The organism is Actinoplanes lobatus (assembly GCF_014205215.1).
GTDB lineage: Bacteria > Actinomycetota > Actinomycetes > Mycobacteriales > Micromonosporaceae > Actinoplanes > Actinoplanes lobatus.
In genome coordinates, this window is record NZ_JACHNC010000001.1 from 4,155,596 (window position 1) to 4,178,951 (window position 23,356).

Genomic DNA, 23,356 nt, shown 5'->3' on the forward strand with positions numbered 1-23,356 from the left:
TGGCCTCTGTTGCGGGGCGAGCGGCACCTGCCACGAAACAATCGTGGGTGAGAGCCAGGGCGGCGCGTGAGGAGAATCCGGGTCGGATGACGGTGGAGTTTCTGGGTATGCGGCGGCAGATGCGCCTGGGTGTGCTCGATGTCGGGTCGAATACGGTCAACCTGGTGGTGGCCGACGCGGAGTCGGGGCTGCCGCTGCCGGTCCACACGTGGGAGCGGCGGCCGCGGCTGGCGCACCGGCTGCCGGCCGACGGCACGATCGGCGACGAGGCGATGCGGCGCATGATCGCCGCGGTGGGCGAGGCGGCCGGCGAGGCCCGCCGTGCCGGGGTGAACCGGATGTTCGCCTACACCACGGCGGTGGTCCGGGACGCGCCCAACCGCGACGAGGTGCTGGCCGCGGTCGAGAGGGAAACCGGCGTACGCCTCGGCACGCTCTCCGGTGTCGAGGACGCCCGGCTCACCTTCCTGGCCGCCCGGCGCTGGCTGGGCTGGCAGGCCGGCCCGATGCTGATGGTCGACATCGGCGGCGGCTGCCTCGAGGTGGCGTTCGGCCGGGACCGGCTGCCCGAGTCGGCGATGTCCCTGCCGCTCGGCGCCGGCCGGCTGACCCGCGAGTTCCTCCGCGACGCCGATCCGCCCTCGCCGCGGGCCGTCGAACGGCTGCGGCGGCATGTGCGGGACCGGTTCGCCGAGGTCGCCGCCCGTACCTCCTGGGAGTCGCCGCGGACCTCGGTGGCCGCCTCGAAGACCTTCCAGCAGCTGGCCCGGCTGACCGGGGCGCCGCCGCTGCGGCTCGGCCCGTTCGTGCCGCGCGAGCTGACGGCCCGGGCGCTGCGGCCCTGGATCAAGCGGCTGGCCGCGATGCCCAGCCCGAAACGGGCCCGGCTGCCCGGTGTGTCGCCGCACCGGGCCCGGCAGATCCTGGCCGGGGCCATCGTGGCGCACGAGGTGATGCGCCGCCTCGGCGTCGAGTCGCTGCGGATCTGCCCGTGGGGCCTGCGCGAGGGCATCCTGCTGCGCGAACTGGAGGCCCGGCAGGTTCCGCTGGGCAACGCCGCCTGGGTGCCCTGGGACTGAGAGCCGCGTGAAGCGCTGCCGGCTTGACCCCTATCGGTCGAACATTCGTCCTAGACTCCCCAGGGTGATGTGACGCGCACCATCATGCGTCTATGGGTCGACAGGAGGGGAGTGGAACGTGAGCGGTGTTCGATTGCTGGTCGGGACGCGCAAGGGACTGTTCATCCTGACCTCGGACGGCAAGCGCGAGGACTGGAAGGTGGACGGCCCGCACTTCGCCGGATGGGAGATCTACCACGCCAACGGCTCGCCGGCGGACACCGACCGGCTCTGGGTGTCGCAGTCCGGGGGCTGGTTCGGCCAGGTCATCCAGCGCTCCGACGACGGCGGCGCCAACTGGGAGACGGTGGACAACGACTTCACCTACGCCGGCGACGTCGGCGACCATCTCTGGTACGACGGGACCCCGCGCCCGTGGGAGTTCAAACGGGTCTGGCACCTGGAGCCGTCCCGCACCGACCCCGACACGGTGTACGCCGGGGTCGAGGACGCCGCCCTCTACAAGAGCACCGACGGCGGCCAGAAATGGGTGGAGCTCACCGGCCTGCGTACCCACCCGTCGGCGCCGAAGTGGCAGCCCGGCGCCGGCGGCATGTGCCTGCACACGATCCTGCTGGACCCGGTGAACCCGGACCGCATCTACGTGGCGATCTCGGCGGCCGGCGTGTTCCGCAGCGACGACGGGGGCGAGACCTGGCAGCCGATGAACCGGGGGTTGCAGAGCAACATGGAGCTGCCCGACCCGGACGCCGAGGTGGGCCACTGCGTGCACCGGCTCGCCATGCACCCGTCCCGCCCGGACACGCTGTTCATGCAGAAGCACTGGGACGTGATGCGTACCGACGACGCCGGCGCCAACTGGCGTGAGGTGAGCGGGGACCTGCCGACCGACTTCGGCTTCCCGATCGCGGTGCACGCGCACGAGCCGGAGACGATCTACGTGGTGCCGATCACCAGCGACCAGCAGCACTTCGTGATGGACGGCAGACTGCGCGTCTACCGCAGCCGGACCGGGGGCGAGCGGTGGGAGGCCCTCACCGCAGGCCTGCCCCAGGAGAACTGCTACGTCAACGTGCTCCGCGACGCCATGGCGGTCGACACGCTCGACTCCTGCGGCATCTACTTCGGCACGAGCGGCGGCCAGGTGTACGCCTCCGCCGACAGCGGCGACACGTGGCGCGCCGTCGTCCGCGACCTGCCGCCGGTGCTCTCCGTGGAAGTGCAGGTGCTGCCGTGATCCGTGTCATCCTCCCGCCCCACCTGCGCAATCTCGCGCACGTGACCGGGGAGGTGCGGGTCGAGGTGCCCGGGGAGGTGACCCAGCGGCACGTGCTCGACGCGGTCGAGGAGCGTTATCCGATGCTGCGCGGCACCATGCGGGACCGGGCCACCGGCAAGCGGAGGGCGCTGGTGCGTTTCTTCGCCTGCGAGGAGGACCTGTCCAACGAGTCGCCGGACGATCCGCTGCCGGACCGGGTGGTCAAGGGTGAGGAGCCGTTCATGGTGGTCGGCGCGATGGCCGGCGGCTGACCCGGACCCCGGCCTGCCGGGATCGGCGATGCTGGTGGCGGCATACGATCGGGGCATGGCCAGGCGTACCGGGGAGGCGACCCGCGAGGAGATCCGTAACGCGGCGACCCGTCTCTTCCGGGAGCGTGGCTTCGCCCGCACGTCGGTGCGCGACATCGCGGCGCAGGCCGCCACCAACCCGGCGCTGGTGATCCGGCACTTCGGGACCAAGGAGCTGCTGTTCCTGGACACCATGCACCTGACGATCGACGACGAGCCGCTGCTGGACGTCCCGCTGGAGCGGTTCGGCGAGCGTTTCATCGAGGTGCTGCTCGCCGACGACGACATCCGCGGCGTCTACCTGGCGCTGGTGCACGGCAGCAACGAGCCGCAGATCCGGGCCCGCCTCCAGGACATCCACGAGCGCACCTTCGTCGCACCGGTGCGGGCCCGGCTCACCGGCCCGGACGCCGACATCCGGGCCCGGCTGGCCGCCGCGGTGGTCGGCGGTCTGCTCTACGCCCTCTGGGTGGTGGAGGACGAGCATCTGGTGACCGCCGACCGGCCGCTCCTGGTGGCGCACTACGGCGCGCTGTTGCAGCGGGCCCTGAGCCCGCGCGGGTGACCGGTTACTGCACGGACCAGCCGCCGTCGGACGGCAGGACCACGCCGTTGAGGTTCACCCCGTCGTCGCTGAGCAGGAAGGTGATCGACGCGGCCAGGTGCTCGGCCATCGCCACACCCGGGATGAGCTGGAGGAACGGGCCGGTCCGCCCGCGGCCGAACTCGGAGGTGTTCACCGGTGCCATGCCGGTGGCCACCCCGCCGGGCGCCACCGCGTTGGTCCGGATGCCCTGCTGCCCGTACATGAACGCGGTGTTCTTGGTGATGCCGACGACCGCGTGCTTGGACGCCGTGTAGGCGATGCCCGCGGCGTTGCCCCGCAGCGCCGCCTCGGAGGCGACGTTGACGATCGCGCCGCGCCCGGCGGAGAGCATGGCCGGCAGGACCGCGCGGGTGAGGCGGAAGACGCCGTCCACGTTGACCGCGAAGACCTTCTCCCAGACGGCGTCGGACGCCTCGTGGGCCGGGCTGAAGTCGTCGACCACACCGGCGATGTTGGCCAGGCCGTCGATGCGGTCGCCGGCGGCGGCGACGATCCGTTCGATGTCGTCCGACCGGGTGATGTCGCCGGCGACCGCGACGAACGACTCACCCAGCTCGGCCTCGGCCTCCTTGAGCTTCTCGGCGGTGATGTCGACGCCGATGACCCGGCCGCCCTCGCGGACGATGCGGGACGCGGTGGCCCGCCCGATGCCGGAGGCGGCGCCGGTCACGATGACCGTCCGGCCGTCGAACCGGCCGGCGGTGATCCGCTCCTGCCAGCCGGCGCCCGCACCGGACTCGACCGGGGCGACGCCGCCGTTGACCTGGAGCACCAGGTCGTCGATCACCGACTGCGGCATCTTGCCCTGGCTGAGGGCGACCAGTTGCTGGAGCGGGAGTCCGCGGACCGGCGCGAGCGAGGAGGCGTCGGCGCCGCCCGCCGCGAGCAGCTCGCCCAGAGCCGGGCCGCCCACCGGGTGGTCGAGCCATTCACCGACGGTGTTCGCCGCGGTCAGGGGCTTCGGCGCGGTCGTCATAGGGTGTTCCCTTCGGTCAAGGGGAGCGGGAGCGGAAGTCAACTTAGTTTACTTCGGCTCTCCCGGCGAGCCCCGGCCAGGAGCGGATCGATCCGGCGAAACACGCTACGGTCCACCAATGGGACTGCTGGACAGGTTCGCCGGTTCGCCGCGGCGCCGTTTCGCCCAGCTCGCTCTCCGGGTGGCCCGGCGTACCCCCGGCGTGGAGCGTGCGGTCTACCAGCCGGACGACTTCGCCATCGCGATTCACCGGACCGGTGTGGCCGGTCCGGCCCATCTCTACCTCTCCAACGTCTTCCGGGAGACCGCGGACGCCTCGCCGGCGGAACGCCGGCAACAGCTCGAGCGCCTCATCCGGCTGATCGCGCCGCTCCCGGAAGAGGACTGGGACGCGGTACGCGCGAAGCTGCGCCCGGTGCTGCGCCCGGTGACGTTCGGCGCGGCCGGGCCGACCGGGATGCGCCCGCCGCTGTCCCGCCCGGCCATGCCGCACCTGCGCGAGCTCGTCGTGATCGACACCCCGGAGGCGATGGCGTACGTGTCGCCGGACCGCCTGGAGACGTGGGGCGTACCGGTCGACGAGGTGTTCGCGGTGGCCCGGCAGAACCTGGCCGTCATCGCCCGCGGCGCCCTGGACCGGCCGTGGCGCGACAGCACGGCGATCAGCATCCTCGACGACGGCGACGGCTACTTCACCTCGCTGCTGCTGTCGCCGGGCTGGCTGTCCGAGGTGGGGGAGCGGATGGGCGGCCCGGCCCTGGCGTTCGTGCCGGACAGCAACACCCTGCTGGTCACCCCGCTGCCGGACACCGGCGCGGAGCAGATCTACGCCGCCGTGGAGCACTCCTTCGGCGAGGCGGTCCGCTACCTGTCCCCGGTCGGCTACGTGGCCGGGCCGGACGGCCGGTCGGTGCCGTACGCTCCCCCGCCGGGGCACCCGCACCACCGGCCGGCCCGCCGAGCCGACGCGGTGCTGGCGCTCACCGAGTACTCGAACCAGACCGAATGGCTCTCCGACCAGTACGCCAAAGCCGGCGTCGACGTGCACGTGGGCAGCCTGATCGCGGTCGAGCCGTCCGGCGGCGGCCCGGTCGAGACCATCGCCACCTGGACCGACGGCGTCTGCACACTGCTGCCCCGCGCCGACTCGGTGGCGTTCGCCCGGGCCGGCGACGGCATCGACTTCCGGGTGCCGTGGCGGATCGCCGAACAGGAGGCCGGCCTGTGCCCGGAGCCGCTGCTCGCCCCGGCCCGCTACCGGGTCGAGACGTGGCCGTCCGCCGACGTGCTGGACGGGATGCGGCAGCACCGTCTCGACTGAGAATGCTGAGGTTGCCGATCCCGCACGGCGAGGCGCACGGTGGGCGAGAGAGACTGCACGTGGGAACGTGTGCCGCAATGGGGAGGGTCCGGTCACCAACCCGGCCGTGAACGACCGGGCTTGCTGGTTAAGCCGGTGAGCCCGGTCGGTCGCGGTGTGTGTGACCAGCCCGAGTAAACCCTTTGAAAGGGGTGAAACTACGTTGAACATAGGTGCGCAGACCTACGGTCGGGTGCTTCCTCAGCCCGGCCCTCTGGAATCGCGGTCAGTAGACAACCCGTCGGGTCGGGACGAAACAGGGCCACGACACCACTCCCACCCGGGGTGGCAAGCCGGTGTTCAACATGGGCGAGGGGAGACCCCTACCGTGGTTGTTCCGCGGCAGGGGCGTCACCCCGGCGCGGCTGCGGCCGAGCCGGGAGCGGGCGGTAACGCCCACCAGCAGCAAGTGACAGAACCGCGGGTGTTCGTCCTCGACCGCAACGGCCTCCCACTACAACCCTGCACCCCCGCACGAGCCCGGCAATTGCTACGCACAGGCCGAGCCGTCGTACACCGCCGTACCCCATTCGTCATCCGCCTCCGCGACCGTAACCGGCAGGAATCAGTCGTCCAAGGCGTGCAAATCGGAGTCGATCCCGGGTCGCGGTACACCGGCATCAGTTTGTTCACCGGCTCTGATGCCGTCTCACCGAAGCCGGTGGCGGAACCGGCGGTGGTGCGGGCTGGGGTGTTCAGCATCGAAGTCCAGCACCGCGGCAACCAGATCCGGGAGAAACTCACGGCGCGTGCTGCGTTGCGTCGGGGCCGGCGCTCCCGGAATCTGCGTTACCGGCAGCCGCGGTTCGACAACCGCACCCGCTCAGTGGGCTGGTTGGCTCCCTCGCTGCGGCATCGGGTCGAGACGACGATGTCGTGGATCAGCCGACTCCAAAGGTGGGCTCCCGTCGCCGCGCTGCATGTGGAGCGGGTTGCGTTCGACACCCAGTTGCTGCAGGACCCCGAGATCGCGGGTCGCGGCTACCAGCAGGGCACCCTGCATGGCTACGAACTCCGCGAGTATCTCCTCGAAAAGTGGCAGCGGAAATGCGCGTACTGCGGCGTTTCGGGAGTGCCGTTGAACCTCGATCACATCCGGCCGCGGTCGCGTGGCGGCTCGGACCGGGCATCGAATCTGACGCTCGCGTGTATCTCTTGCAACCAGACGAAGGGTAACCAACCGGTGGAGGTGTTTCTCGCCGGCCGGCCCGAGATGTTGGCTCGGATTCTCGCGCAGGTAAGGAAGCCGCTCCGCGATGCGGCGGCTGTGTCTTCGACCCGGTGGGCGCTCTGGAAGTCGCTCACCGTCACGGGCCTGCCCGTGCATGTTGCGTCTGGTGGCCGCACCAAGTACAACCGGCACCGCACCAACACGCCGAAGTCTCACACCCTCGACGCCCTGCACGTCGGCGTTGTGGATGAGGTGACGGGCTGGCCCGTCCGGGTGCTGGTCGCCACGGCGACAGGCCGCGGCACCTACACCCGCACCCGGACGGACAGGTACGGGTTCCCCCGGCTCCGGCTACCGCGGACGAAACTGCATCACGGGTTCCAGACCGGTGATCTGGTCCGCGCTGTCGTGCGCACCGGTGCGAATCAGGGCACGCACGTGGGTCGCGTCGCGGTCCGCTCGACCGGCCGGTTCAACATCCGCACCGCTACTGGCCTGGTTCAAGGAATCGGTCACCGGTATGTCCGGCTGTTGCAGCGCGGCGACGGCTGGACCTACTCCCGCCAGCCCGAACAACAGCCTGCGTGAGCTCGTTACGGCGCCGGAGTATCCACGGAAGGAAATCTGATGACAGCCTTCGACGAGGAAGAGGCCCGTCTTCGGGTGGGGCCACCGGCCGATCACGTGGCCGGTCTCCAGGCGGTCCGGCTGAGCCTCGCCAACGCCGTACGCAAGATGGGTGTGCGCAAGACGGTGCGCAACCTGCGCACCCTGAATCAGCACGACGGCGTCGACTGCATGAGCTGCGCCTGGCCGGACCCGCAGGGCCGCCGGCACACCGCCGAGTTCTGTGAGAACGGGGCGAAGGCGGTCTCCTGGGAGGGCCAGCGGGACACCGTCGGCCCGGAGTTCTTCGCCGAGCACGGACTCGCCGACCTGGCCGGGCGGACCGATCACTGGCTGGAGAAGCAGGGCCGGCTCACCCACCCGATGGTGCGCCGGGACGGCGGCACCCACTACGAGCCGATCTCCTGGGACGACGCGTTCGCCCTGATCGGCTCGTTCTTGAGAGATCTGGACAGTCCGGACGAGGCGGCCTTCTACACCTCCGGGCGGGCCAGCAACGAGGCGGCGTTCGTCTACCAGCTGCTGGCCCGGGCGCTCGGCACCAACAACCTGCCGGACTGCTCCAACATGTGCCACGAGTCGACCGGCACCGCCCTGATGCGCACCATCGGCATGGGCAAGGGCTCGGTCACCCTGGAGGACCTGCACCAGGCCGACCTGATCGTGGTCTCCGGGCAGAACCCGGGCACCAACCACCCGCGCATGCTCACCGCCCTGGAGATCGCCAAACGGGACGGCGCGAAGATCCTGGCGATCAACCCGCTGCCGGAGGCCGGGCTGATCCGCTTCGACAACCCGCAGAACGTGCGCGGCCTGGTCGGCGCCGGCACCCCACTGGCCGACCGGCTGCTGCGGATCCGCTCCAACGGCGACCTGGCCCTCTGGCAGGCCATCGGCCACCTGCTGCTGCTGAAGGGCGTCGCCGACCGGGAGTTCATCGAGACGTCCACGGCCGGGTTCGACGCCTGGGCCGAGCACGTCGCCGGCATCGACCGGGACACCGTGCTCGCCGCGACCGGGCTGAGCTGGGACGAGATCGAGGCCGCCGCCGACATGCTGGCCTCGGCGAAACGGATCGTGCACTGCTGGGCGATGGGCATCACCCAGCACCGCAACGCCGTCGCCACGATCAAGGAGTTCGTCAACGTCGCCCTGCTCCAGGGCATGATCGGCAAGCCGGGGGCCGGGCTCTGCCCGGTCCGCGGGCACTCCAACGTGCAGGGCGACCGGAGCATGGGCATCTGGGAGAGGCCGCCCGCGGTGTTCCTGGACCGGCTGCGCGACGAGTTCGGCTTCGAGCCGCCACGCGCGCACGGCCACGACGCCGTCGACACGGTGCGCGCCTTCCGGGACGGCCGGGCGAAGGTGTTCGTCGCCCTGGGCGGCAACTTCGTCGGCGCCATGTCGGACACCGAGGTGACCGCGGCCGCGATGCGCGACGCGGCGCTGACCGTGCAGATCTCCACGAAACTCAACCGCAGCCACGTCGAGGCCGGGCGGACCGCGCTGATCCTGCCGACGCTCGGGCGTACCGAGCAGGACCTGACCGGCGGCCGGGTGCAGCGGATCACCGTGGAGGACTCGATGTCGGCGGTGCACGCCTCCCGGGGGCGGTCCGCTCCGGTGGGGCCGCTGCTGCGCTCCGAGGTGGACATCGTCTGCGGCATCGCGGCCGCCGCCCTCGGCGACCGGCACGACATCCCGTGGGACGCGTTCGCCGCCGACTACGAACAGATCCGGGAGCGGATCGGGCGGGTGGTGCCGGGCTGCGACGACTACGCCGCGAAGATCCGCGACGGCGGGTTCACCATGCCGCACCCGCCGCGGGACTCACGGACCTTCCCGACACCCGAGGGGAAGGCGGTCTTCACGGTCAGCCCGGTCGAGGTGATGACCGTGCCGGAGGGCCGGCTCGTGCTCCAGACGCTGCGCAGCCACGACCAGTTCAACACCACGATCTACGGGCTGGACGACCGGTACCGGGGGATCAGGCAGGGCCGCCGGGTGGTGTTCATCAGCGACGCCGACCTCACCGAGCTCGGGTTCGCCGACGGTGACGTGGTGGACCTGGTCTCCGAGTGGGCCGACGGCGTCGAGCGGCGGGCCGAGCGGTTTCGGCTGGTCGCCTACGACACCCCGAAGGGCTGCGTGGCCGCCTACTACCCGGAGACCAACCCGCTGGTCCCGCTCGACTCACAGGCCGAGGAGAGCGGGACGCCCACGTCGAAATGGGTGCAGGTCCGTCTGGAACGCGTCTAGACGGAGACGTTGTCGGTGGGGGCCGGGCCGCTCTCGAAGAGCCCGGCCAGGGTCTCCACCCCGCCACCCCAGGCGGCCGCGAGGACGGCGGCGACCACGGCCATCGCCTGGAGCGCGTGCGCGGCCCCGCGGCCGGTCATCGCCCGCGTCAGGTTGCGGCCCACGGCGCGCGGCAGCGTACGCCGCAGGTAGTCCTTCTCCGCGCCGAGTTCCTGGTCCTTCGGCATCAGACCGGCCATCTGCACCTTGCCGCGGCCCTCGGCGTAGCAGCGCCGCATCAGGAACCCGAACGTCGACCGGTCGGCCGGCACCTCGTGGTCGATGGTGGCGTGCGGCACGTACATCCACCGGCCGCCGGCCGCCGCGCTCATCCGCAGGCACAGCTCGGTGTCCTCGGGCCGGTTCTGGTCGCCCAGCTTGCCGAACCCGGTCCGGAAGCCGCCGACCGCCAGGAACGCGTCCCGTCGCACGATCATGTTCGCGGACCAGACGTTACGGATCGGCGCGGTCCTCGTCGGCATCCCGGTGTAGGAGACCCCCACCGCCCAGAGCAGCTCGTCCGGCATCCACGCCGGGCGCGGTCCGGCCCAGGCCGGGATGATGCCCCCGCCGGTGCCGACCACCGACGGGTCGGCGAACGGCGTCAACTGGTACGCCAGCCACTCGGGGCTCGCCACGGTGTCGTCGTCGAGGAACGCGATGAACGGCGTACGGGTGTGGAAGGCCCCGGTGTTGCGGTTGCCGGATGCGCCCCGCGCGTACGCGTTCTCCAGCACGGTCACCCCGGGGAACGTGAGCTTCACCCGGTGCGCCATCTCCGGGTTGTGGTCGACGACCACCACGATCTCGGCCGCCGGGTACGTCTGCGCCTGAGCGGAGGTGATCGTACGGGTGAGCGAGGCCCACCGCTTCTCACTGTGCGTCGGTATGACGATGCTGACGTCGGAACTGCTGTTGTGCTCCAAGCCGTTTGCTCCTGGGCGACGGCGCATGACGCGGTGGGGGGCGCGATTTGCGTACGGGTGCGGACGAGGGGGAAAGGGGATCCGGAATGCAGCATCCTACGGGTAAAAGGCGAACCAATTACACGTAGGTGACGAGGGTGGTCGAGGGTGATGTCCGGAGCCGCGCAGGCCGGTGGCCAGAGCTTTCCCGAGAATCCTGTGGTAGGGCTGTGGATTCTGGGGACCTCGGTGAACGGCGATGTGAGCCCGGTCGCTTTCCCGTCCCGGGCGGGTCCGGAACGAAATAGGATGATCGCCCATGGTGGTGGCGAAAACGGGTGCCGTTGAGCGCATAGTCGCTTGGGCGGCGGCCCGGCACCCACCGATCGAAGGCCGACGGGTCCTCGCGATAGAAGGCCGTTCCGGCTCAGGCAAGACGACCCTCGCGGCGGCCCTCGCCGACCGAACGGGGTCGCCGACCATCCACATGGATGATCTCTACACCGGGTGGGACGGGCTCCTCCCCGGTGTCACGGCCCTGCGCGAGTGGATCCTCGAGCCGCTCGCCGCCGGGGAGCCGGCCGTGTGGCGGCGCTGGGACTGGACCGCCGGCGCCTACGCGGAGGAGCACCGGGTGCCGCCGGGCGGGTGGCTGATCGTCGAAGGGGTCGGCACGGGGGCGCGGGTGCTCACCCCGTACCTCATCGGTCTGGTCTGGCTGGTGTGCCCCACCGCGGAGCGCAAGCGGCGCGCGCTCGCCCGGGACGGCGCCACCTATGCCCCGCACTGGGACCGGTGGGCCGGGCAGGAGGCCGCCTTCCACACGGCCGAGCAGGTCCGCGACCGGGCGGACCTGCTCATCGAGACGTGCTGAATCACTCCTTCATGGCGTATTCGTCGAGGCGGGGGTCGTCGGCGGGGAGGTGGCGCAGGCCGGCCAGCAGGGCGCGGACGGCGGCCGGGTCGCCGCGGACCTCGGTGTCGGCCCAGCTGCCCGGTTGTGCCTCGTAGGAGAGGCCCGACTTCCCCTCGATCAGGGTGTGGCCGTCCAGGGACTCCAGCCGCAGCCCGGTCCTCAGGTCGGCGGCGAGCGGCTCCAACCGGCCGCTGCGGACGTTGACGATCCAGTCTCCGTGGCCGTCGGTGAGGCGGATGTACCAGTCCTCGGTGGGGGTCTCCGCCGGGTAGCGCGGGCCGGTCCGCTGGTGCAGCACCCGCATCTGAGGGACCTGCTCGCCGGACCAGACGACCTGGTCACCGTCGGTGCGGGCGGCGGCCATGATCTTGCGGGCCTGGTCCAAGGGGTAGCCGGAGACCGTCGCCTGCCAGTACTTGCCGCGCTCGTCGGACCACACCCAGGAGATCGAGTCCTGCCAGTCGTAGCGCACCGCCGGGCGGCCGTTGAGGGTGTCGTCGGTGCGGACCGGCTTCGGGTTCATCCCGGCGCCGTCCTCCTCGTAGGAGATCCGGTCGACCGGGCCGTTCACCCACACGCCGCCCCGCATCACGGCCCCGTCGTCGAGGTCGGCGGCCATCAGCGACGGAACGGTGCACGCCGCCGGCCAGGTGGAGGAGCGGGCGAAGACGTTCACCAGCCGCCAGCCGTCGGGGATCACGGTGGGGAACAGCCGGACGGACGCCTTGTCGGGGCGGATCGGCTCGGCGTACCCCTCGATTCCGGCTCCGCAGCTCAGCGAGCCGTCCATGGCGATGGCCGCGGAGATCAGCGGGTCCGGCTCGGGTGACCACAGGCGGGTTCCGGCGACCGTCACCACCACCGCGGCCGTGGTCAGCCCGGCCAGTACCGCCAGACGGCGCCCGTGCCGGCGTGGCGCGGAGCTGATGGCGACCGAGTGCCGCCGGTGGTCGACGGCGGCGCGGATCGCGGCGAGCCGCTCGGCGTCACCGGGTTCGGCATCGGGCGCCGGGTTCGCCGCGAGCAGGGCGGACGGCAGATCGTTGCGGTTCATCGCAGGACTCCCGGAACGGTGGCGGGCAGAACGGCCGGCCCGGACTCTCCGGCCAGGTCGGTCATGACGGTCCTCAGACGGCGGCGGGCACGATGCAGGCGTACGGCCAGCGTGCCCCGGGAACATCCCAGCGCGGCCGCCGCCTCGGGCCGGGTCAGCCCGTCCCAGGCCAGCAGCATCAACAGTTCGCGGTCGTCGGCGGGCAGCCGGTCCAGGGCCCGGCCGACCAGGCCGGACGGGCCGCTGGTGGCGTGCGCGGGCTGGGCGGCGAGCCGGTCGTGCAGGGCCTCGCGCCGCTGCTCGGACCGGCGCACGTTGGCGCTCACCCGCCGGGCCACCCCGAACAGCCACGGCCGGGCCGCCTCCGGGATCTCGCGGAGCCGCCGCCACGCCACCACGAACGTCTCGGCGACCACCTCGTCGGCCTGGTCGCCGTCGACCCGGCGGCGCGCGTAGGCCAGCACGGCCGCGGCGTGTTCGCGCCACAGCCGGTCGAATCTCTCCTCGTCGGGCGCGTCGTCGCCCACTCCTGCCTCCCCGGTCGTCGATGGCTCTCCACCACCGAAGGTGTCCGGCAGGTGGCGGGAGATTACCGGCGTTCCATCAGGGTGATGCCGAGCAGTGGGTAACTCCATCGCCGGGCGATCCGGTAGCCGTCGCCGATCCGGTCCCGTTTGGCGGCCGTCATGTCCTGCAACGGGTCGGCCGGGCTGTCCACCCGGATCACCCAGATCCGGTCGGGTGCGCCGAGGCAGGCGGCGTCCGGGCACTCCCGGGCCTGGAGCCGCCCGGTCAGCCGCTGGCCGGTGGTGGCGAGCACGTCCGGCGGGCGCGGGGCGGGCAGATAGCGCTGGTAGAGGTCGCGGGGCGCCCAGGCGATGCTGTAGTGCGAGTCGGGGAAGACGGCCACGTCGCCGGGCCGGTAGAGGGGGCGGATCACCGCGGCGATGCGGGCGGAGTCCTGACCGTGGCCGGCCGGTTCGCGGATGTCGAGCTGGGCCGGGTAGCCGAGGAAGGCGGCGAGCGCGACGACGGCGGTCAGGTGGGTTCGGCCGGCCTGAACGGCGGCCCACGCCGCGAGCACCACCAGGGCGGGGACGGTGATCAGCACGTACCGGGCCACCCACACCGGGGTGAACAGTCCGGCGGCGAGGAGGAGCGCGATCGGGACGAGACCGGCGCCGACCAGGGCGCGCTGAGACCACGGGCCGAGGATCGCGAGTCCCAGGATCAGGCCGCCCACGACGGCCGAGACGAACAACTGCTGCGGGAGGTTGCGCACGGTCTGCGGGCCGACCAGGGCGATCCAGGAGATCTGCGCGGATTGTCCGGCGGCCGACAGGCAGAGGGCCAGCGCCGGAAGGCTCCCGGCCAGCGCGGCGGGCAGCCACCGCCGTGGCAGACGCCATCCGGCCAGGGCGTGCCCGGCGATCATGAGCAGGCCGCTGAGCGGATGGCACAGGCCGGTCGCTGTGACCGCCGCCGCGTAGACCGCGGCCCGCGCGACCGTCGGCCGCTCCAGCAGGCGGACCAGCGCCAGCAGGGCGAGCGCCGCGCCGAGCATGACCAGCGCGTAGGGGCGGGCCTCCTGCGCGTACCGGGAGGTCACCGGCAGGACCGCGAAGAGCAGCCCGGCGCCGAGCCCGGCCGCGTCCCCGCCGGCCCGGCGGCCGAGCGCCACCACCACGAGGGCGGTCAGGATCATGGCGAGCAGCGAGGGGAGGCGCAGGGCCGTCGTGCCGGTTCCGGCAATCGCGGCAAAAGCCTTCAAACCCGCATAGTACGGCGTGAGCACCACGTCAACCGCATCGGCGAGCCGCCACAGCCGCTCCCAGCTCAGCCGGACCGCTCCCCAGGTGGCCAGCTCGTCCGCCCAGAGCGCCGCCCCGGTCAGCCGCCACCCGCCGAGCATCGCCGTGACCACCGCCGGAAGGGCCCACACCAGCGGGGTCGTCACGCGTTTCACCGGACGACCCTAGGAGCGGCCGCCCCGCGGCACGACGATCGCCACCCGAACAGTCCGTGAACGTCAGGTGGGCGCCGGGGCCGTGCCGGTCAGCCCTTGACCGCGCCCGCGGTGATGCCGGCGACGAAGTGGCGCTGGAGGAAGGCGTACGCCAGCACCATCGGCAGCGAGGCGACGACCACACCGGTGAACAGCAGCGGGTAGTCGGTGAGGTATTCGCCCTGGAAGCCGAGCAGTGCCAGGGGGAGGGTGCGTTTGCCCGGCTCGTCGATGAACAGCAGCGGGTAGAGCAGATCGTTCCAGTGCATCACCAGCAGGAAGATCGCGGTGGCGGCGAGGCTCGGCGCGGAGACCGGTACCGCGATCCGCCAGAACGTCGCCCACGGCCCGGCCCCGTCGATCTCGGCCGCCTCGTACAGCTCGCCCGGCAGCGTCCGCATGAACCCGGCCAGGATGAACACCGCCACCGGCAGGGTCACCACCACGTTCACCAGGATCAGGCCGGTCAGGCTGTTGCGCAGGCCGAGCCGCTCGAACTGCACGTACTGCGGGATCATCACGGCCTGTGCCGGGACCGCCAGGCCGATCGCGAAGATCCCGAACAGCAGCCGGGACGGCCACCGGGGCAGCCGGGCCACCGCGTACGCGGCCAGGCTCCCCAGCAGCAGGGTGAGCGGCACCGACACCGACACCACGAGCACGCTGTTGCCGAGCACGCCGAGCAGGTCCTGTTCGGCCAGCACGGTGGCGTAGTTGTCCAGGGTCGGGTCAGTGGGCGGCCCGAACGGCGCGGCGAACAGGTCCGGGGTGGTCTTGAGACTGCCGCCGACGATCACCAGCAGCGGCACCACGATGAGCGTCGCGTAGACGCCGAGGATCAGCCGTCTCATCCGTGCACCATCCGTCCGGCCCGGTTCTGCAGCCAGGTGACCAGGGCGATCGCCACCATGAACACGATCGACTCGGCGGCCGCGTAGCCGAGCTGCGAGTTGGCGAAAGTGGTGTAGATCCGGGTGGACAGGATGTCCAGCGCGGACCGTGGCGGATTGCCGGCCAGGCCCAGGATCAGGTCGAACGCCTTGAACGACTGCACCGTGGTGTAGGCGATCACCAGGGTCGTCGCGGGCGCCACCATCGGCCAGGTGACGTGCCGGAACTGTTGCCAGCGCCCGGCCCCGTCGGTCTTCGCGGCGTCGTACAGCTCCGCCGGGATCTGGTTGATCCCGGCGATGTAGACGATCATCATCTGCCCGGCGTGGAACCAGATCTGGGCGACCGCCACCCAGAGGATCGCGGTCTCCTCGTCGCCCAGGTAGGCGCTCTGCAACGCGTCCAGCCCCACCGTGTCCAGGACGGCGTTGGCCAGCCCGAAGTTCGGGTCGTAGACGAATTTCCAGATGAACGCGACCGACACCGAGGACAGCACGGTCGGCAGGAAGAACAGTGCCCGCAGCACGGTCGACCCGCGGGTGCGGGCGGCCAGCAGCACCGCGAGCAGCAGTGCCAGGGCGGTCTGCCCGAGCACCACCACCAACAGGAACTTGAGATTGTTGGTGAGCGCGTTACGGAACAGGTCGTCGTTCGACACCACCTCGGTCAGGTTGGACAGCCCCACGTCGGCGAAGGTGGGGCTGTAACCGTCCCAGTCGGTGGTGGCGTACCGCAGACCCTGTACGGCGGGGAGCAGGAAGAACCCGCCGTACAGGGCCAGCGCGGGGACCGCGAAGAGCAGGAGACGGAACTTCATTTCTTCTTCTGGTCGATGACCTTCTGGGCCGCCTCGGCGGCCTCCTCCGGGCTCTTGCCGCCGGCCACCTGTACGGTCGCGTTCTCCACGGCGCCGCGGATGTCCAGGTTGGTGAACTGGAAACGCGGTGCCAGGGCGGTCTTCCTGGTGAGCCAGGGGGCGAGCGCCTTCAGGTCGGCGTTGGTGTACTCGACGCCCTTGACCGTGACGTGCTGGGCCGTGCCGTTGGCGTACACCCCGGCGACCGCCGGGTCGGACAGGTGCTCGATCCAGGCCAGCGCGTCGTCCTGCCGGGCCGACCGGGTGTTCACGCCGAGGATGAAGGTGGCGTTGAAGACACCCTCGTACTTCGCCTTGTCGGCGGTCGTGGTGATCGGCGCGAGCAGGTCGATCGGGAAGGTGGCGCCCAGCTTGCGGACCCCGGCGATCTGGAACGAGCCGGTGGCCAGCAGGGCGGCCTTGCCCTGGGCGAACAGTGCGAGCGCCGCGTCGCTGCTGGTGCCGGTGGCGTTGTCCGGGAAGTAGGGGCGCAGCTCGGCGTACTGCTTCAGGACGGTCAGGAACCAGTCGTCGGTGACCTTGTGCTCGCCGGTCTCGATCTTGCCGAGCGCGTCGTCGGTGGGCGCGTTGTTGACCACCAGCACGTTGAGCAGCTGGCCGGCGTTGGCCGCGTCGCCGCCCGGCCAGGCGATCGGGGTGACACCCTGGCTCTTCAGCCTGTCGGCCAGCGCCAGGAAGCCCTGCCAGTCCTTCGGGGCCTCGCCGATCCCGGCCTTGCTGAGCAGGTCGGTGTTGGCCAGCGGGGTGTTGAACACCAGCTGATACGGGATGCCGAGCTGCTTGCCCCCGGTGGCGCCCGCGGTGATCAGGGACGGCTCGTACCCGGCGAGCACCGCCTTGCCGGTCAGGTCGGCGGAGACCCCGGCCTTGGCGATGTCCAGGAACTGCGCGCCGCGGAAGGCGGTGAAGGCGTCCCCGATCGAGCCGCCCCGCAGCTTCTGGAGAGCGGTGCTCTGGTAGTCGTTGGACGGCGAGATGTCCTGACGTACACCGAAATTCTTTGATTTTTTGAACTCAGCGATGATCTGCTCGAAGACCTCCTTGTCCTCGGCACGCCAGTGGGCGAAGGACAGGTCGCCGCCGCTCCCGGTCGTGGGCGCGGGGTCGCCGCCCGGCCCGGCGCAGGCGGCCAGCAGCGAGGCGGCCCCGGCTCCGGCGGCGATGCGGAACAGGTCCCGGCGATTCATGATTGTCACTTCTGTTCAGCTCCTGTCAGGAGGCCGCGTCGGCGCAGTTCGGGCAGCAGGCCCTCACCGGCGTGGTAGGCCTCCTCGAGGTGGGGGTATCCGGAGAGGATGAATTCGTCGATGCCGAGGTCGTGGTACTCGGCGATCCGGTCGGCGACCTCGGTGTGGCTGCCGACCAGGGCGGTCCCGGCGCCGGGACGGACGAGTCCGACCCCGGCCCAGAGATTGGGGTAGATCTCCAATTCGTCGCGGGTGCCGCCATGGAGGGCGAGCATCCGCTGCTGGCCGACCGAGTCGGCCTGGCGCAGGGATGCCTGCGCCGTCGCGATCTGTTCCGGGGTCAGGGCGTCGAGCAGCGCGTTCGCCTCGGCCCAGGCCTGCTTCGACGTGTCGCGGGTGATCACGTGCAGCCGGATGCCGAATCGTCCGGGGTAGCCGAGTTCCCGCAGCGCGGCGATCTTGGCGGCCACCGCCGCGGGCGGTTCGCCCCAGGTCAGGTAGACATCGGCGTGGTTGGTGGCGACATCCAGGGCGGCCCTCGACGAGCCGCCGAAGTAGATCGGCGGGGCGTCGAAGCCGCGTGGCGCGTGCGCGCCGGCCACATGGAAGTGCTCACCGTCGAAGTCGAACGGGCCGTTCCAGGCGCCGCGCAGCACGGTCAGGAACTCGCCGGTCCGGGCGTACCGCTCGTCCTTGCCCAGCCAGTCACCGAAACGTCGCTGCTCGGCGGAGTCGCTCCCGGTGACGATGTTGAGCATCAGCCGGCCGCCGGAGATCCGCTGGAAGGTCGCGGCCATCTGGGCGGCCAGGGTGGGCGACAGCGAGCCGGGGCGGAAGGCCACCAGGAACTTGAGCCTCGTGGTCTCGCGGGAGATCGCCGCGGTGGTCAGCCAGGCGTCCTCGCACCAGGTGCCGGTGGGGGTGAGCACACCGGTGAAACCGTTGCGCTCGGCGGCACGTGCGACGTCGATCAGGTAGTCGATACCGGGCTCGCGCAGCGAGGCGCCGTCGGTGTGCGTGCTGCGGCCGCCACGGTCGTCGACGCCCACGATGGACCGGCTGTCGCCGGTCGTGGGCAGGAACCAGTGCAGGACAACGGGCATGCCGGAGATATTTTCACATCTCCTATGGGACAACAAGGTGATCTAGATTATGTGCACGTTCTCATACAAGCGGTCGGCGGACCGGATTTCGCGAACGGCGGGGGACGGGCGTCCCCCGCCGTTCGACCGCCTTACTGGACGACGAAGAGCAGGAGGTTCGGGGAGCTGGTGCCGGGGCTGGTGACCACGCTCGGGGTGGCGTTGGTGGTCAGCGCCGAGGAGACCTGGGCCGGGGTGTAGCTCGGGTTGCGGGACAGCACGAGAGCCGCCGCGCCGGCCACGTGCGGCGACGCCATCGAGGTGCCGCTGATCGTGTTGGTGGCCGTCGTGCTGGTGTACCAGGACGAGAGGATCGACGAGCCGGGCGCGAAGATGTCCAGGCAGCTGCCGTAGTTCGAGTAGCTGGCCCGGGCGTCGGTGCTGGTGGTGGCGCCGACCGTGATGGCCGTGGGCACGCGGGCCGGCGAGTAGTTGCAGGCGTTCGCGTTCGAGTTGCCGGCCGCGATGGCGTAGGTGATGCCGGCCGCGATGGAGTTGCGTACCGCCGTGTCGATCGAGGTGCTGGCGCCGCCGCCGAGGCTCATGTTGGCGACCGCCGGCTTGACCGCGTTGCTGGTCACCCAGTTGACGCCGGCGATGACCCCGGCCGTGGTCCCGGAGCCGGAGCAGTTGAGCACCCGTACGCCGACCAGCTTGACCGCCTTGGCCACGCCGTACGTGCTGCCGCCGACCGTGCCGGCGACGTGGGTGCCGTGGCCGTTGCAGTCGACCGCGCCGCTGCCGACGGCGTCGTAGCCGGCCGTGGCCCGCCCGCCGAACTGGCTGTGGGTGTAGAGGATGCCGGTGTCGATGATGTAGGCGGTCACGTTGGAGGCGGTGACCGGGTAGGTGTAGGTGGTGCTCAGCGGCCGGGCGCGCTGGTCGATGCGGTCCAGGCCCCAGGGCGCGTTGCTCTGGGTGGCGGCCAGCGAGACCACCTGGTTCTGCTCGACGTAGGCCACCTTCGGGTTCGCCGCCAGCCGCTTGGCCTGGGCCTCGGTGAGGCCGGCCTCGTAGCCGTTGAGCGCCTTGCCGAAGCTGCGCTTCACGGTGCCGCCGTACGACCTGGTCAGACCGGACTCCACCGCGCCCGACTTGAGCACCACGATGTAGCTGCCGGGGATCGCGTCGGCGGTGCCGGCCAGCCGGATGGTGCCGGTCGCCGGTGCGGCCGCGGCCGGTGTTCCCGTCGCCACGACCGCCGTCGCCAGTGCGAACAGACCAGCGGCCAGGATGCGGCCGCCACTGCGTCGAATCGCCATGATCTTCCTCTCTCGCGCGCGCCGGCGGCGAGCAACCGAGGGATCGATGCCCATCGCTCGACTTCTTCGGTGAGCGTACGGGCGTCAGGCGTTCACACCTAGATATTGAAATGTATATATTCTGTTGTCGCCTGGCCGCGGTGCCCTCAGGCGACGGCGGGCAGCACGATCCGGGCGACCGTGCCGGACGGCGTGCCGGTGACGGTCAGCCTGCCGCGATGCGACTCGATGATGTTGCGGGCGATCGTCAGACCCAGACCCACCCCGGGTACGGCGTGATCGCGGGCGTGGCGGCCGCGGTAGAAGCGGTCGAAGACGTACGGCAGCTCGTGCTCCGGGATGCCGACGCCGGTGTCCACGACCTCGACCCAGGGCTGCGGCGTGGTGCCGGTCCGGACCGTGATCGCCCGGTCCATCGGGGTGAACAGCAGCGCGTTGCGCAGCACCTGGGTGATCGCGTCGGCCAGCCGGGGCAGGTCCGCCCGGACCGGTACGGCCGCGCCGGTGTGCAACCGCGGCTGCTCGGCGCGCAGCGCGATCAGGGACCCGCAGGACTGGAACGCGGCCTGCACCACGGCGTCCAGCTCGACCCGCCCGGTCGGCGGCGGCAGCGGCGCCTCCCCCGGCCGGGTGCCGGCCAGCAGGTGGTCGACCATGCGCATCAGGCGCTCGCCGTTGCGGTGGATCGGGTCGATCAACTTGCGATAGGCGGCCAGCTCCTCCTGGTCGCCGAGGATCTCCAGATAGCCCTGGATGGAGGCGACCGGCGTACGCAGCTCGTGGCTGATCGCCGACACCAGGTCGTCCTCGCGCTGCACGGCCCGGGACAGCTCGTCGCCCAGGTCCGCCATTCGCATCCGGTCCCGTATCGAGGTCAGGTGGACCGCCGCCTGCCCGGCGAGGGTGACCAGGTTCTCCACCTGGCGGTCGTGGAGCACACGCGGCCTGTCGTCGATGACGCACATGGCGCCGAGCGTGTGCCCGTCCGGGTCGATGATCGGCGCGCCCGCGTAGAACCGGATTTTCGGCGTCCCGGTCACGTTCGGCGCGGCCGCGAAGCGGGGGTCGAGGGTGGTGTTCGGCACGATCAGCGGGGTGCGGGCCGGGATCACGTGCTTGCAGAACGACAGGTCCAGCGACGTCTGCTCGTCGGCCAGGCCGGTGCTGCCGGCGAACCACTGCCGGTCCCGGTCGATCAGCGAGACGGCGGCCATCGGGGTGTCGAACATCGATGCGGCCAGCCGGGTGAGGTCGTCGAGCACGGCGGAGCGGGGCCGCCCCAGCACGCCGTACGAGTACAGCGTGGCCAGCCTGGCCTTTTCGTCCTCGGCGGGGGATTCGTGGCGCACGCCTGTACTTCGGCGGTGGGCCGATGGAGCTGAGCTTTCGGGGGTCCGTGCCGCCGTGTTCACCACGAGGGTGATCACGGCGGCGCGACGTCCGTTGCGGGCCTCAGCCGACGGCGGCCCGGCGTGCCGTGTAGTCGCCGCCGCCACCGCGGTGGCCCGGGTACGGGATCAGGTTGTCCGGCTGCTCCTCGTACGCCGGCTCGGCCCAGCGGCGGCCGGCGCTCTCCAGCGGGTCGCTGTCGTAGGCGGACCGGCTGTGGAAGCGCTGCGCGTACTCCATCATGCCGTCGACCAGGCGGTCCACGTCGGCGGCCGGGCGCACCACGAGGCGCATGAACTGGCTGGTCATGCCGAGCTTGTTGCCGCACTCGCGGGTCATGATGCCGTGGTTGGCGACCAGGTAGTCGCGCAGCGCCACGCCGGACCACTCGTTCGGCAGCTTGACCAGGAAGAAGTTGCCCTGCGAGGGGAACACCGTCATGCCCTGGATGCGCTGGAGCTCGCGGCCCATCGAGCGGCGGTCCCGGCTGAGCAGGCGCAGGCTCTCCTCGTACTCCATCTCGTGTTCCTGGATCATGTGGACGACCTTCTCCGCGAGGGAGTTGAGGTTCCACTTCGGCAGCATCTTCGCGATCTTCCCGGAGATCGCCGGGTTGGCCAGCATGTAGCCGAAGCGGATGCCGTGCAGGCCGAAGTTCTTGCCGAGGCTCTTGAGCACCACCGCGTTGGGGCGGATCACCGCGTCCGGGCCGACCGAGGGGTAACGCTCGGCGTCGGAGAAGTCGATGAACGACTCGTCGACCACGACCAGGTCCAGGTCGCTGAGCGCGTCCATGAAGCGGATCACGTCGCGCCGCGGGATGTAGTGGCCGTCCGGGTTGTTCACGTTGCAGACCACCGCGACCCGCGACTTGCGCTCCCGGATGAACTCGACGTACTCCTCCAGGTCGAGCCGGAAGCCGTCGCGCTCCTGGAGCGGGAACATGTCCACCCGCTTGCCGGTCTCCATCGGCTGGTCGGTCCACCGGCCGAAGGTGGGGATCGGGATCGCCACGCTCTCCTTGATCATCAGGTGGTCGATCCAGGTGATCAGCTCGGTCGAGCCGTTCGCCATGGCCACCGTCTGCGGGTGCAGGCCGAGCACGCTGGCCAGCTTCTTGGTGATGGTGGCCGAGTCGCTCGGGTAGTACTTGAGGATGCTCTTGAGGTCCCGGGTGAGCTCGTCGAACATCTCCGGTGTGGGGAAGTAGGGGTTGCACGGGATGCAGAAGTCGACGATCTCCACGCCTTCACCGGCGGCCCGTGTCACGTCGAAGTACGACGCGCTGTGTGAGCCCTTGTGCAGCATCGACGTATCGATTCCGGTCCGTGCCACAGTGATCCTCCCGAACCCCTCGGTGATGGTGCCGCCACCGAGTACGGGGGAGCCCTCCGGATCGTTCACAAAATCATCAATGCGCTGTGAGGCTTAACCCTCAGGTAAGGAAACACAGGAAAGGAGACCGCCCGCCACCGATGATCAACTTGCTCGTTCTCCCTCCAGGTGGCTGTCGTGACAAGGGTGGTGGAAATGCGCGGTTTGATCAGGATCTGCCTGGGCGGTGTCGTCGTGCTCGGGGCGGTGATGACCGCGAGCCCGGCGTACGCCACACCGGGGCACGGGGTGACCGTCAAGGTGATCGGGCAGTGGACCGTGAAGGACACCGGCTACGAGCTGCGCGAGATCACCATCCGGCCCGGCGGCGCCACCGGCTGGCACCGGCACCCCGGCCTGGTCTTCGCGAACGTGCGCGCCGGCACCCTCACCCACCGGATGTCCGACTGCGTCACGGTGCACCGGTACCGGGCCGGGGAGGATCTCATGGAGGCCCCGGAGGAGCCGCGCGCCCACCTGGGTGAGAACCGGGGCAGCGAGCCGCTGGTCCTGGACGTCGTCTACGTCTCCCCGAAGGGTGTCCCGCTCTCCGTCGACGCCCCGGACCCCGGCTGCGCGCGATAGCCCCCGAACCACCCGTTCGCCCTCTCCACCGACCCGGGAGCCCAGGTCGGCCTGCTCGACCAGGGCGTCGGCCACCACCCCC

Annotated in this window: 21 protein-coding genes; 9 read left to right on the forward strand and 12 right to left on the reverse strand. The window is 70.9% G+C overall.

What is annotated here, in order from left to right; genetic code table 11:
* The first annotated feature begins 86 nt into the window (after nucleotides 1-86).
* The 4 genes from BJ964_RS19400 (at nucleotide 87) to BJ964_RS19415 (ending at nucleotide 3,213) form a co-directional block, all read left to right on the forward strand.
* Nucleotides 87-1,079 carry a Ppx/GppA phosphatase family protein gene (locus BJ964_RS19400; RefSeq protein ID WP_307838011.1) on the forward strand — a complete coding sequence of 331 codons (993 nt, stop codon included), beginning with the start codon at nucleotides 87-89 and terminating at the stop codon, nucleotides 1,077-1,079.
* Nucleotides 1,080-1,197: 118 nt separating this feature from the next.
* Entirely contained in the window at nucleotides 1,198-2,316 is a 1,119-nt protein-coding gene (locus BJ964_RS19405; RefSeq protein ID WP_188121969.1) for a WD40/YVTN/BNR-like repeat-containing protein, read from the forward strand.
* Nucleotides 2,313-2,609 (forward strand): MoaD/ThiS family protein, encoded by a 297-nt coding sequence (locus BJ964_RS19410; RefSeq protein WP_188121970.1) that lies wholly within the window; start codon nucleotides 2,313-2,315, stop codon nucleotides 2,607-2,609. Before BJ964_RS19405 ends, BJ964_RS19410 begins: the two co-directional genes overlap by 4 nt.
* Nucleotides 2,610-2,664: 55 nt before the next feature.
* Complete coding sequence (locus BJ964_RS19415; protein WP_188121971.1) at nucleotides 2,665-3,213, forward strand: TetR/AcrR family transcriptional regulator; 549 nt, start codon at nucleotides 2,665-2,667, stop codon at nucleotides 3,211-3,213.
* 4 nt (nucleotides 3,214-3,217) lie between these two features.
* Here the strand turns inward: BJ964_RS19415 and BJ964_RS19420 are convergent, their stop codons facing one another.
* Nucleotides 3,218-4,231 carry an SDR family NAD(P)-dependent oxidoreductase gene (locus BJ964_RS19420; protein WP_188121972.1) on the reverse strand — a complete coding sequence of 338 codons (1,014 nt, stop codon included), beginning with the start codon at nucleotides 4,229-4,231 and terminating at the stop codon, nucleotides 3,218-3,220.
* A gap of 118 nt (nucleotides 4,232-4,349) precedes the next feature.
* Here BJ964_RS19420 and BJ964_RS19425 point away from each other — a divergent pair, with 118 nt between their 5' ends.
* From BJ964_RS19425 to BJ964_RS19435, 3 genes are all read left to right on the forward strand, one after another.
* Nucleotides 4,350-5,552 carry a hypothetical protein gene (locus BJ964_RS19425; protein ID WP_188121973.1) on the forward strand — a complete coding sequence of 401 codons (1,203 nt, stop codon included), beginning with the start codon at nucleotides 4,350-4,352 and terminating at the stop codon, nucleotides 5,550-5,552.
* A gap of 463 nt (nucleotides 5,553-6,015) precedes the next feature.
* Nucleotides 6,016-7,350, forward strand: coding sequence for an RNA-guided endonuclease IscB (iscB, locus tag BJ964_RS19430; RefSeq protein ID WP_188121974.1), 1,335 nt, complete (start codon nucleotides 6,016-6,018; stop codon nucleotides 7,348-7,350).
* A 39-nt stretch (nucleotides 7,351-7,389) separates the two neighbouring features.
* Nucleotides 7,390-9,648: an FdhF/YdeP family oxidoreductase gene (locus BJ964_RS19435; protein ID WP_188121975.1), complete on the forward strand. Its 2,259-nt coding sequence runs from the start codon at nucleotides 7,390-7,392 to the stop codon at nucleotides 9,646-9,648.
* Here the strand turns inward: BJ964_RS19435 and BJ964_RS19440 are convergent.
* On the reverse strand, nucleotides 9,645-10,613 hold the full coding sequence (locus BJ964_RS19440; protein WP_188121976.1) for a glycosyltransferase: 969 nt from the start codon (nucleotides 10,611-10,613) through the stop codon (nucleotides 9,645-9,647). The two genes, BJ964_RS19435 and BJ964_RS19440, sit on opposite strands and share 4 nt — an antisense overlap.
* 466 nt (nucleotides 10,614-11,079) lie before the next feature.
* On the opposite strand from BJ964_RS19440, the gene BJ964_RS19445 reads away from it, so the two are divergent.
* Complete coding sequence (locus tag BJ964_RS19445; RefSeq protein WP_229807016.1) at nucleotides 11,080-11,466, forward strand: nucleoside/nucleotide kinase family protein; 387 nt, start codon at nucleotides 11,080-11,082, stop codon at nucleotides 11,464-11,466.
* Between the two features lies 1 nt (nucleotide 11,467).
* Here BJ964_RS19445 and BJ964_RS19450 read toward each other — a convergent pair whose 3' ends face one another.
* The 10 genes from BJ964_RS19450 to BJ964_RS19495 all read right to left on the reverse strand — a co-directional run bounded on the left by BJ964_RS19450 (nucleotide 11,468) and on the right by BJ964_RS19495 (nucleotide 22,650).
* On the reverse strand, nucleotides 11,468-12,562 hold the full coding sequence (locus tag BJ964_RS19450) for a hypothetical protein (RefSeq protein ID WP_188121978.1): 1,095 nt from the start codon (nucleotides 12,560-12,562) through the stop codon (nucleotides 11,468-11,470).
* Nucleotides 12,559-13,089, reverse strand: a complete 531-nt coding sequence (locus tag BJ964_RS19455) for an RNA polymerase sigma factor (RefSeq protein ID WP_229807017.1) — start codon at nucleotides 13,087-13,089, stop codon at nucleotides 12,559-12,561. The genes BJ964_RS19450 and BJ964_RS19455 overlap by 4 nt, the downstream gene beginning before the upstream one ends.
* Nucleotides 13,090-13,151: 62 nt before the next feature.
* A complete protein-coding gene (locus tag BJ964_RS19460; RefSeq protein WP_188121980.1) occupies nucleotides 13,152-14,528 on the reverse strand; it encodes a glycosyltransferase family 39 protein in 1,377 nt (458 codons plus the stop codon).
* 89 nt (nucleotides 14,529-14,617) lie between these two features.
* Nucleotides 14,618-15,418 (reverse strand): carbohydrate ABC transporter permease, encoded by an 801-nt coding sequence (locus BJ964_RS19465; protein WP_188121981.1) that lies wholly within the window; start codon nucleotides 15,416-15,418, stop codon nucleotides 14,618-14,620.
* Nucleotides 15,415-16,275 carry a carbohydrate ABC transporter permease gene (locus BJ964_RS19470; protein ID WP_188121982.1) on the reverse strand — a complete coding sequence of 287 codons (861 nt, stop codon included), beginning with the start codon at nucleotides 16,273-16,275 and terminating at the stop codon, nucleotides 15,415-15,417. The genes BJ964_RS19465 and BJ964_RS19470 overlap by 4 nt, the downstream gene beginning before the upstream one ends.
* A complete protein-coding gene (locus BJ964_RS19475) occupies nucleotides 16,272-17,522 on the reverse strand; it encodes an ABC transporter substrate-binding protein (protein ID WP_188121983.1) in 1,251 nt (416 codons plus the stop codon). Before BJ964_RS19475 ends, BJ964_RS19470 begins: the two co-directional genes overlap by 4 nt.
* Before the next feature lie 5 nt (nucleotides 17,523-17,527).
* Nucleotides 17,528-18,625, reverse strand: coding sequence for an LLM class flavin-dependent oxidoreductase (locus tag BJ964_RS19480; RefSeq protein ID WP_188121984.1), 1,098 nt, complete (start codon nucleotides 18,623-18,625; stop codon nucleotides 17,528-17,530).
* A 131-nt stretch (nucleotides 18,626-18,756) separates the two neighbouring features.
* Nucleotides 18,757-19,926, reverse strand: coding sequence for a S8 family peptidase (locus BJ964_RS19485; RefSeq protein WP_188121985.1), 1,170 nt, complete (start codon nucleotides 19,924-19,926; stop codon nucleotides 18,757-18,759).
* A gap of 146 nt (nucleotides 19,927-20,072) precedes the next feature.
* Nucleotides 20,073-21,275: a GAF domain-containing sensor histidine kinase gene (locus tag BJ964_RS19490; RefSeq protein WP_229807018.1), complete on the reverse strand. Its 1,203-nt coding sequence runs from the start codon at nucleotides 21,273-21,275 to the stop codon at nucleotides 20,073-20,075.
* Nucleotides 21,276-21,378: 103 nt separating this feature from the next.
* Entirely contained in the window at nucleotides 21,379-22,650 is a 1,272-nt protein-coding gene (locus tag BJ964_RS19495) for a pyridoxal phosphate-dependent aminotransferase (protein ID WP_188121986.1), read from the reverse strand.
* A gap of 195 nt (nucleotides 22,651-22,845) precedes the next feature.
* Here BJ964_RS19495 and BJ964_RS19500 point away from each other — a divergent pair, with 195 nt between their 5' ends.
* On the forward strand, nucleotides 22,846-23,274 hold the full coding sequence (locus BJ964_RS19500) for a cupin domain-containing protein (protein ID WP_188121987.1): 429 nt from the start codon (nucleotides 22,846-22,848) through the stop codon (nucleotides 23,272-23,274).
* The last annotated feature ends 82 nt before the right edge of the window (nucleotides 23,275-23,356 follow it).